7 protein-coding genes are annotated in these 9638 nt (G+C 62.3%); 6 read left to right on the top strand and 1 reads right to left on the bottom strand.

Annotated elements, in window-relative coordinates; genetic code table 11:
• Nucleotides 1–48: 48 nt before the first annotated feature.
• From GPL81_RS30750 to GPL81_RS30775, 6 genes are all read left to right on the top strand, one after another.
• Nucleotides 49–1416, top strand: a complete 1368-nt coding sequence (locus GPL81_RS30750) for a DUF1329 domain-containing protein (protein ID WP_160109847.1) — start codon at nt 49–51, stop codon at nt 1414–1416.
• 267 nt (nt 1417–1683) lie between these two features.
• Nucleotides 1684–3486 carry an acyl-CoA dehydrogenase gene (locus GPL81_RS30755; RefSeq protein ID WP_160109848.1) on the top strand — a complete coding sequence of 601 codons (1803 nt, stop codon included), beginning with the start codon at nt 1684–1686 and terminating at the stop codon, nt 3484–3486.
• Between the two features lie 150 nt (nt 3487–3636).
• Nucleotides 3637–5748, top strand: coding sequence for a 3-hydroxyacyl-CoA dehydrogenase NAD-binding domain-containing protein (locus GPL81_RS30760; protein WP_160109849.1), 2112 nt, complete (start codon nt 3637–3639; stop codon nt 5746–5748).
• Between the two features lie 158 nt (nt 5749–5906).
• Complete coding sequence (locus GPL81_RS30765) at nt 5907–7091, top strand: acetyl-CoA C-acyltransferase (RefSeq protein WP_160109850.1); 1185 nt, start codon at nt 5907–5909, stop codon at nt 7089–7091.
• Complete coding sequence (locus GPL81_RS30770) at nt 7091–7867, top strand: SDR family NAD(P)-dependent oxidoreductase (protein ID WP_160109851.1); 777 nt, start codon at nt 7091–7093, stop codon at nt 7865–7867. The genes GPL81_RS30765 and GPL81_RS30770 overlap by 1 nt, the downstream gene beginning before the upstream one ends.
• Before the next feature lie 177 nt (nt 7868–8044).
• Nucleotides 8045–8665 carry a dihydrofolate reductase family protein gene (locus tag GPL81_RS30775; protein WP_160109852.1) on the top strand — a complete coding sequence of 207 codons (621 nt, stop codon included), beginning with the start codon at nt 8045–8047 and terminating at the stop codon, nt 8663–8665.
• A gap of 3 nt (nt 8666–8668) precedes the next feature.
• On the opposite strand, the gene GPL81_RS30780 is transcribed toward GPL81_RS30775, so the two are convergent.
• A complete protein-coding gene (locus tag GPL81_RS30780; protein WP_160109853.1) occupies nt 8669–9127 on the bottom strand; it encodes a metallophosphoesterase family protein in 459 nt (152 codons plus the stop codon).
• Between the last annotated feature and the right edge of the window lie 511 nt (nt 9128–9638).

Genomic DNA, 9638 nt, shown 5'->3' on the forward strand with positions numbered 1-9638 from the left:
AGCTTCGGCGTGAATTTCTGACGCACCATTGGCCGAGGAGCCCGAACAATGAAAACAACATCCATGCTACGCGCCGGCGCATTGACCCTGTCGTTACTGGCCACCAGCGTCCTGGCCGCCGTTTCACCCCAGGAAGCGGCCCAACTGGGCAACACATTGACGCCTTTGGGTGCAGAAAAAGCCGGTAATGCCGAAGGCAGCATTCCGGCCTGGACCGGAGGTCTGAAACCCGGCGCGGCCCCCCTTGATCGCGGTTTCCTCGGCGACCCGTTTGCCGCGGACAAGCCGCAGTTCGTGATCACCGCCGCCAACGCCGAGCAGTACAAGGACAAGCTGACCCCGGGCCAACTGGCGATGTTCAAGCGCTACCCCGACAGCTACAAGATCCCGGTGTACAAAACCCAGCGTACCGCCGCCAACCCGCAGGAAATCTACGAGATTGCCAAAAAGAGTGCGGTGACCACGCAACTGATCAACGACGGCAGCGGCCTGGCCAATTTCAGCCAGACCCGTTACTACCCGTTCCCGATTCCAAAAAGTGGTGTCGAGGTTTACTGGAACCATACCAACCGTTATCGCGGCGGCAACATGCAGCGCCAGGCCGCCCAGGCCGCACCGCAGGCCAACGGTTCGTACTCCATTGTGGAATACAACGACGAACTCGCCTTCCCGCAGCTCATGGAAGGTGTCGAGTCGGGACAGGCCGACAATATTCTGTATTTCTACAAGCAGGAAATCACCGCGCCTTCGCGCCTGGCCGGCAGCGTAGTGCTGATCCACGAGACCATTGACCAGGTCAAGGAGCCGCGCCTGGCCTGGGTCTACAACGCCGGGCAACGGCGGGTGCGCCGCGCGCCGCAAGTGGCCTACGACGGCCCTGGCAATGGCTCGGACGGCATGCGTACCGCCGACAACACCGACATGATGAACGGCGCGCCGGACCGTTATGACTGGAAGCTGATCGGCAAGAAGGAACTGTACATCCCGTACAACAACTACCGGTTGCAGTCGCCCAAGGTGAAGTACGACGAGATCATCAAGCCGGGACACATCAACCAGGACCTGACCCGTTATGAACTGCACCGGGTCTGGCACGTCGAGGCCACGCTCAAGCCGGGCCAGCGTCACGTCTATGCCAAGCGTGATCTGTACTTCGACGAGGACACCTGGCAGTTGGCGGAAGTCGATCACTATGACGGTCGCGGTCAACTCTGGCGTGTCGGCGAAGGCTACACCGCCAACGATTACGAGCGCGGTTCCGCAGCCTACGCGATGTTGGGAATCTATGACCTGATCGCCGGGCGCTACAACGTGCTGGCATTGATCAACGAGTCCAAACAGGCGCCGGTTTATGGCAAGCCCGCCAAAATGAACGATTTCACCCCCGCCGCGTTGCGCATCGCTGGCGTGCGCTGACACCCCAAATAGCTGTAGGAGCCGGCTTGCTGGCGAATGCGGTGTATCTGTTGATACATGTATTGACTGACACACCGCTTTCGCGAGCAGGCTCGCTCCTACAAGGAAACGGGTCGTTTGCTGTTGCCCGGCCCGTGAACTGACAACGTCCGGGCCTACCCCAAAGGAGGGGGATAAATACCCCACACATCGCTCTATTGTGGGCGCCTGTAACGGGCCATGAATCCTCCCATGACCCCCACTCGACACTGTCTGACGAGAGATGCCATGACTGACCTGCTGCTCAACGAACGCGAATTACGCTTTCAGCTTTACGAGCTGCTCGATACCGAGGCGTTGTTGCAACGTCCGCGCTACGCGGACCACGACCGTGGCGTGTTCGACGCCTCTCTCACCACCGCCCGACAGATCGCCGGCGAACTGTACGCCCCGCACAACCACAAGGGTGACGCCAACGAACCGACCTTCGATGGCGAGCGGATTCACATGATTCCCGAAACCAAAGTGGCCTGGGATGCTTTTGCCGAGGCCGGCTTCCTGGCTGCGCACCACGATTTCGCCGATGGCGGCCTGCAACTGCCGGAAGTGGTGCTGCGCGCCTGCATGGCCTATTTCAATGCGGCGAATATCTCCACGGTCGCCTATTCCTTCTTGAGCATCGGCGCGACCAATCTGGTCAAAGCCTTCGCGGGTCCGCAGCTGCGCGAACGCTTCCTGGCGCCAATGCTCGATGGCCGCTTCAGCGGCACCATGGCCCTCACCGAGCCTGGCCAGGGCTCCGCGCTGGGCGACCTGCGTACCCTGGCACGCCCGGCAGGCGACGGGACCTACCGGGTCTTCGGCCAAAAAATGTTCATCTCCGGGGGCGACCACGAACTGACCGAAAACATCGTGCACCTGGTGTTGGCCCGTATCGAAGGTGCGCCGGCCGGCACCAAGGGCATCTCGCTGTTTCTGGTGCCCAAGTTCCTGGTGAACGCCGACGGCCGTGTCGGTGCGCGCAACGACGTGGCCCTCGCCGGTCTGCTGCACAAGATGGGCTATCGCAATACCACCTCCACCGTGCTCAGTTTCGGCGAGCAGGATGGCGCCGTGGGTTATCTGGTCGGTGAGCCCCATCAGGGGCTGAGCTACATGTTCCAGATGATGAACGAAGCCCGCATCGGTGTCGGTCTCGGCGCCGCCAGCCTCGCCTATCAGAGCTACATCCACGCCCTGGACTATGCGCGTCAGCGTCCGCAAGGTCGCCTTCCCGGCAACAAGAACCCGGCAGCGCCTCAGGTGCGCATTGTCGAACACGCCGATGTTCGGCGGATGTTGCTGCAGCAGAAGGTCTACGCCGAAGGCAGCCTGGCGCTGTGTCTCTATGCCAGCAGCCTCGTGGAAGATGCCCACACGGCCCCCACAGAGGCGCAGCGCAGCAATGCCGCCGAACTGCTCGACGTGCTCACGCCTGTGGTCAAGACCTACCCGTCGCGCTACGGCTTGCTCGCGTCCGAGATCGGCATTCAAATCCTGGGCGGTGCCGGCTATACCCGCGAATACCCGCTGGAGCAGTACTACCGCGACAATCGCCTGAACCCGATCCATGAAGGCACCGAAGGTATCCAGGCCATTGACCTGCTGGGTCGCAAGCTGGGGCCACGCGGTGGCGACGGTTATCGGATTTTCATCAGCGAAGTGCTCGCCACCCTGCTGGTCGCCAACAAAGATGCGCATTGCGCCCCGGTTGCGGCATTGCTGGCCGATGCCTTGAACATCCTGGAGCGGGTCACCGCCAGCCTGCAGGCGCAAGTGGCCGCCGATGCCAATCTCGGCATGGCCAACGCCACGCCTTATCTGGATCTGTTTGGCCGCGTGGTCGTCGGCTGGGTCTGGCTACGTCAGGCAATACTCGCCAGCCGTTCCCTGCCGGGCGGCGCGACCGGCAGCGATGCCGATTTCTATCAAGGCAAGTTGCAGGCGGCGCACTACTTCATGACCTGGGAACTGGCTTCGCTGGAGTCCCAGGCACGCCTGCTGACAGACGCTAACCATGTCGCCTACTACATGCAGGACAGCTGGTTCTAGACAGATCCCGCTTGTGTGTATGTGGGAGCGAGCCTGCTCGCGAATGCAGAGTGTCAGACGAAATTTCAGCAACTGACACACCGCTTTCGCGAGCAGGCTCGCTCCCACAGGATCTGCGGCAATCTTTTCAACGAATTTCAGGAATGCATCATGAGCACTTTGGTCACTTACCTCGTCGGACACAATCTCGCGCTGATCGGCCTGGCCTCGCCGCCGGTCAACGCACTCGGGCAACCCCTGCGTGCGGCCATTCTTGAAGCCTGTGACCGCGCCGCCAGCGACCCGGCGGTGTCCGCGATCATTCTGCATGGCGAAAACGGATTGTTTTGCGCGGGCGCCGACATCAGCGAATTCGGTCTTGCCGCCTCCTTTGCCGAACCTTCCCTGCCCGATCTGCTGGTGCGCCTCACGCAAATCGACAAGCCGCTGATTGCCTGCATCGGTCGCTTCGCCCTCGGTGGCGGGCTGGAACTGGCCCTGGCGTGCGGCTACCGCATCAGCGCTACCAGCAGCCGACTCGGCCTGCCGGAAATCAACCTGGGACTGTTGCCCGGCGCAGGCGGGACGCAGCGTTTGCCGCGATTGATCGGTGCCGAACCGGCACTCGAAATGATGATGTCCGGCCAGCCTGTCAGCGCCAGCCATGCCCTTGACCTTGGCTTGCTCGACCGCGTGATCGGGGAAGGCGATGACTTGCTAGAGGCTGCACGCCGCTTTGCCCGGGAATTGATCCACGAGGATGCACCTGCGCGCCCCGCAGAGCGTCATTCCAATCCGGCCGCCGCCCTGCCCGAAGACTTTTTCACGCGCTATCGCGCCACCCACGAACCGCGCTGGAAAAATCGCCTGGCACCACGCCTGGTGCTGGCGGCCGTCGAATCCGCCTGCGTGCTACCGCTGAACGCCGGACTGCAGCGCGAAGTCGCCCTGTTCAAGGAAGCCGAAGCTTCATCGCAATCCCAGGCCTTGCGCCACGTGTTTTTTGCCGAGCGCGAAGCCGGCAAGGTGGCCGGTGTCAGCACCTCCACGGCCCTGCGTCCGGTGGCCAACGTTGCGGTGATCGGCGCGGGGACCATGGGCGGCGGCATCGCCATGAATTTCGCCAACGCGGGCATTCCCGTCACGCTGCTGGAACTCAAACCCGACGCCCTTGAGCGTGGGCTGGGGCAAATCCGCAACAGTTATGAGATTAGCCTGCAACGCGGCAAGCTGACTCAAGCCGAGCTGGACAAGCGCATGGCCTTGCTGACCGGCACCCTCGACTATGCCGACATCGCCGAGTGCGACCTGGTGATCGAGGCGGTGTTTGAAAGCCTGCCGATCAAGCAACAGGTATTCCGTACCCTGGATGAGGTGTGCAAGCCCGGCGCCATTCTGGCCAGCAACACCTCCACCCTCGATGTCGATCAGATCGCCGCCGTCACGCGTCGGCCACACGATGTGATCGGCCTGCACTTTTTCAGTCCGGCCAATGTCATGCGCTTGCTGGAAGTGGTGCGCGGCAAACTCACCGCGCCCGAGGTGCTCGCGACCGTACTGAAACTGGGCAAGACCATTGGCAAGATTCCGGTGGTGTCTGGCGTGTGCTTCGGTTTCATCGGCAATCGCATGCTCGAACCCTACTCCCGCGAAGCCCATCGCCTGGTACTGGAAGGCGCTGCTCCGGCGCAGATTGACCAGGTGCTGACTGATCTGGGCCTGGCCATGGGCGTCATGGCGATGCACGACCTGGCCGGCATCGATGTCAGCTTCCTGGTGCGCGAATCCCGTCGTGAAGCGATTGCCCATGACCCGAGCTACTGCCGGATCGCCGACGAATTGAACGCCCTCGGTCGCTTCGGCCAGAAGACCAAACGTGGTGCGTACATTTATGAGGGGCGCGAACGCAAGGAGGACTTCGAAGTCATTGCGCTGGCCGAACGCATCGCCGGGGAACTGCACATCCCGCGGCGGCCGATCACCGCCCAGGAAATTCATGATCGCTGCCTGTTCATGCTGATCAATGAAGGCATTCAGTTGCTCGACGAAGGCATCGCCGAACGCAGTGGTGATATCGACCTGGTGTGGATCAACGGTTACGGCTTCCCGGCCTGGCTCGGCGGTCCGTTGCACTATGCCGAGCAGATTGGCCTGGACGTCGTGCTGGATGGTATTCGCCATTACCGCAAGGCACTTGGCGAGTACGGCGAGATGTGGTTCCACCCTGCCCCGTTGCTGGAACGCCTCGTCGCCGCCGGCAAGACCCGCATCGAACGCCTCTAACCCCAACATTGGCCTTGCACCCAATCCCCTGTGGGAGCTGGCTTGCCAGCGAAAGCGTCAATTCAGACGATTGATACGTTGACTGACCTGACGCCTTCGCCGGCAAGCCGGCTCCTACAGGAGGCTGCCCCAAGCCTCCCTTGAGCAGGAACAACATCATGAAAGAAGCCGTCATCCTTTCCACCGCCCGTACGCCGATCGGCAAGGCGTTTCGCGGTGCGTTCAATGTCACCACCTCCCCCACCATGGCCAGTTTCGCGATTCGCGCCGCTGTCGAGCGTGCCGGTATCGAAGCCGGTGAAATCGAAGACCTGGTGATGGGCACAGGCATGCCCGCTGGCACCGCCGGCTGGAACCTGGGCCGCATGAGTGCACTGGCAGCGGGCCTGCCGTTGACCGTCAGCGGTCAGACCCTGGATCGCCAGTGCGCTTCGGGCCTGATGGCGATCGCCACCGCCGCCAAGCAAATCATGGTCGACGGCATGCAGGTGACCGTTGGCGCCGGCCAGGAACACATCAGCCTGGTGCAAAACCGTCATATGGAATGGGTCGGCAGCCAGCACGACGAAAGTGTCCTGCGCCACGTCCCCCTGGCCTACATGCCGATGCTGCAAACTGCCGAATTGGTAGCCAAGCGCTACGGTATCAGCCGTGAAGCGCAGGACCTCTACAGCCTGCAATCGCAACAGCGCACCGCCGCGGCGCAACTGGCCGGCCTGTTCAGCCACGAAATCGTCCCGGTCAGGGTGACCAAAGAGGTCGTAGACAAGGCCAGCGGTGCGGTCCGCCATGAACAGGTCAATTTGAGTCTCGATGAAGGCAACCGCCCGCAGACGATCCTCGAAGACCTGAGCAAACTCAAGCCGGTGATCGAAGGCGGCTGCATCACCGCCGGCAACGCCAGCCAGTTGTCCGACGGCGCCAGTGCCTGCGTGCTGATGGACGCGCGACTGGCCGAACAGCGCAACCTGCAACCGCTGGGCCTGTATCGGGGGATCGCGGTGGCGGGTCTGGCGCCGGAAGAGATGGGCATCGGTCCGGTGCTGGCCGTGCCAAAACTGTTGAAGCAGCATGGCCTGAAAGTCGATGACATCGGTCTCTGGGAACTCAACGAAGCCTTTGCCTGCCAGGTGCTCTACTGCCGCGACACACTGGGCATCGATAACGCCCGGCTCAACGTCAACGGCGGTGCGATTTCCATCGGTCACCCTTATGGCATGAGCGGTGCGCGCATGGTTGGCCATGCCTTGCTGGAGGGCAAACGCCGTGGTGTGAAATACGTGGTGGTGACCATGTGCGTCGGTGGCGGCATGGGCGCGGCCGGCTTGTTCGAGGTGTTGTGATGGACGTTCTGAACAGCTTTTCCCTGGCCGGCAAGACGGTATTGGTCACTGGCGCTTCCAGTGGCATTGGGGCACATCTGGCGCGAGTGGCCAGCCATGCCGGCGCCCGTGTGGTGCTCGGCGCCCGTCGCGTCGAGCGCTTGCAACAGCTTGCCGAAGACATTCGTCAGACCGGTGGCGAAGCGCTGGCTGTCGCACTGGACGTCACCGACCGCAGCAGCGTCGAAACCGCTTTCGATGCGGCCGAGGCCGCTTTCGGCGTAGTCGACGTGGTGCTCAACAATGCCGGTATCGGCAATGGCCAGCGCGTGCTGGAGGTGAGTGAGGACGATTGGCGCGCGATGCTGTCGACCAACCTCGATGGCGTCTGGCGCGTCGCCCAATGCGCGGCGCAACGGCTCGCCAAGGCGCAGCGCCCCGGCAGCATCGTCAACATCGCCTCAATGCTCGGTTTGCGTGTCGGCACCGGCTACAGCCACTACTGCGCGGCCAAGGCCGGCGTGGTGCAACTGAGCAAATCCCTGGCCCTGGAACTGGCGCGCTACCAGATCCGGGTCAATGCGATCGCGCCGGGCTACTTCAAGACCGAGATGAACGACGCCTATTTCGACAGCGACAAGGGCCAGGCGTACATCCGCGACGTCGTGCCGATGCGTCGGCTGGGAACCCTGCGGGAACTGGAAGGCCCCTTCCTGCTCCTGGCGAGCGAGGCCGGTGCGTTCATGAGTGGCGCGGTGCTGGCGGTGGACGGCGGCCATCTGGTGGGCAGCCTGTAGGAGCGAGCTTGCTCGCGAAAAAAACTGAATGCGCCGAGGTCATCCAGACCTCACGCGTCAACGTTGACCACCCTCGCGAGCAAGCTTGCTCCTGCAAGGGTGGTGCTATTGTCGATTTCACCGCGTCTCGTTCGACTATCCATCAGGATTCCCCGTCGGACGAATCAGGAGAAGACCATGCGCAAGCTCATCGTTGCCGCTTTCATCAGTCTGGATGGCGTCATGCAGGCACCCGGCGGGCCTGAAGAGGACCGCAGCGGCGGCTTCCGCTTCGGGGGCTGGATCGTGCCCTATGCCGACAACGTCTCCGGCCAGGCCATACAAGACCTGTTCTCGCAGCCTTTCGAGTTGCTGCTGGGGCGTCGCACCTACGACATATTCGCGGCGTATTGGCCGCACATACACAACCACGCCATCGCTGACCTGTTCAACAACGTGCCCAAGCATGTGGCCACGCATCGACCCGCTACGCTCGATTGGCGCAACAGCCATGGGCTGGAGGGCAAACTGGTCGACGCGATAGGCGCGCTCAAGCGCCAGGACGGCCCCCACCTGTTGACCCAGGGCAGCGGCGACCTGGTGCGCCAACTGCTGGCAGCCGGGTTGGTGGACGAGCTTCGGCTGATGATTCATCCCGTCCTGCTTGGCCATGGCAAGCGCTTGTTCGGCGACGACGCCCAGGCGTCGGCCTTCACGTTGGCGCACTCGACCACTACCCCCGGTGGGGTGCTGATCGCCCGTTATGTGCGCAGTGGCGAGGTGCGCACGGGAACCTTTGCAGAAGACACGCGTAAATAGGGATTACTCCAGCAGCGACACCAGACGCGGCTCAATCGAATGTGCCTGCACCTCAAGCAGCGCCAGCGTCACCGGCAACTTGAAGCGCCGCGGCCCCGCGCTGCCGGGATTGAGGAATAGCCGATCGCCGCGCCATTCCATGCGTGGCTTGTGCGAATGGCCGGTGATCACCAGCCTGGTGCCTGCATCAAGCACGGCGGGCACATCCGCCATGTCATGGACCAGCAGGATTTGCCATCCGTCGAGGTCGAAACTCAGGCGGTCGGCGAGATGTGCTGCCCAAGGGGCATTCAGGTCATTGTTCCCGCGCACGACATGCAACGGAGCAATGGCGGCCAATTGATCGAGGATGTCGGGTTTGCCGATGTCACCGGCATGAATGATCCGTTCACAGCCCTGCAAAGCGGCAAGGGCTTGCGCACGGAGCAAGCCATGGGTATCGGAGATCACACCTACTTTCATGCAAACCTCCAGATTCGGGAAGGTGCACCCAGAATACCCCGCCTCTCGAGGGCACGAGTACCCATTGTAGGAGCTGGCTTGTCGGATCGCCGCACCGCAGCGAAAGCGGATTGTCAGTCGACGCCGATGTTGACCCTGCCGCCGTCTTCGCTGGCAAGCCAGCTCCTACAAAAAACCAAGGGCCAGCCCGATTCCAGTCAACGCATACCCTGTAGGAGCTGGCTTGCCAGCGAAAAGCGGACCGTCAGTCGACACCGATGTTGCCTGTGCCGCCGTCTTCGCTGGCAAGCCAGCTCCTACAAATAACCGTGGGCCAACCCGATTTTCAGTGAACGCATACCCTGTAGGAGCTGGCTTGCCAGCGAATGCAGACCGTCAGTCGACGCCGATGCTGACCCTGCCGCCGCATTCGCTGCGATGCGGCGACCCGACAAGCCAGCCCCTACAGTTTGGTCCGGAGTACATCCACAAAAAAGCCAGGTCGGCTGTCAGGCCGCCTCGCTTTGGCTTT

Origin of the sequence: Pseudomonas izuensis, from assembly GCF_009861505.1 — a bacterium.
Lineage (GTDB): Bacteria > Pseudomonadota > Gammaproteobacteria > Pseudomonadales > Pseudomonadaceae > Aquipseudomonas > Aquipseudomonas izuensis.

Excerpts from the sequence above, each read along its gene's own strand:
- GPL81_RS30775 (WP_160109852.1), top strand. The coding sequence starts at position 8,045 with ATGCGCAAGCTCATCGTTGCCGCTTTCATCAGTCTGGATGGCGTCATG.
- GPL81_RS30750 (WP_160109847.1), top strand. The coding sequence starts at position 49 with ATGAAAACAACATCCATGCTACGCGCCGGCGCATTGACCCTGTCGTTA.
- GPL81_RS30780 (WP_160109853.1), bottom strand. The coding sequence starts at position 9,127 with ATGAAAGTAGGTGTGATCTCCGATACCCATGGCTTGCTCCGTGCGCAA.
- GPL81_RS30760 (WP_160109849.1), top strand. The coding sequence starts at position 3,637 with ATGAGCACTTTGGTCACTTACCTCGTCGGACACAATCTCGCGCTGATC.
- GPL81_RS30755 (WP_160109848.1), top strand. The coding sequence starts at position 1,684 with ATGACTGACCTGCTGCTCAACGAACGCGAATTACGCTTTCAGCTTTAC.
- GPL81_RS30770 (WP_160109851.1), top strand. The coding sequence starts at position 7,091 with ATGGACGTTCTGAACAGCTTTTCCCTGGCCGGCAAGACGGTATTGGTC.
- GPL81_RS30765 (WP_160109850.1), top strand. The coding sequence starts at position 5,907 with ATGAAAGAAGCCGTCATCCTTTCCACCGCCCGTACGCCGATCGGCAAG.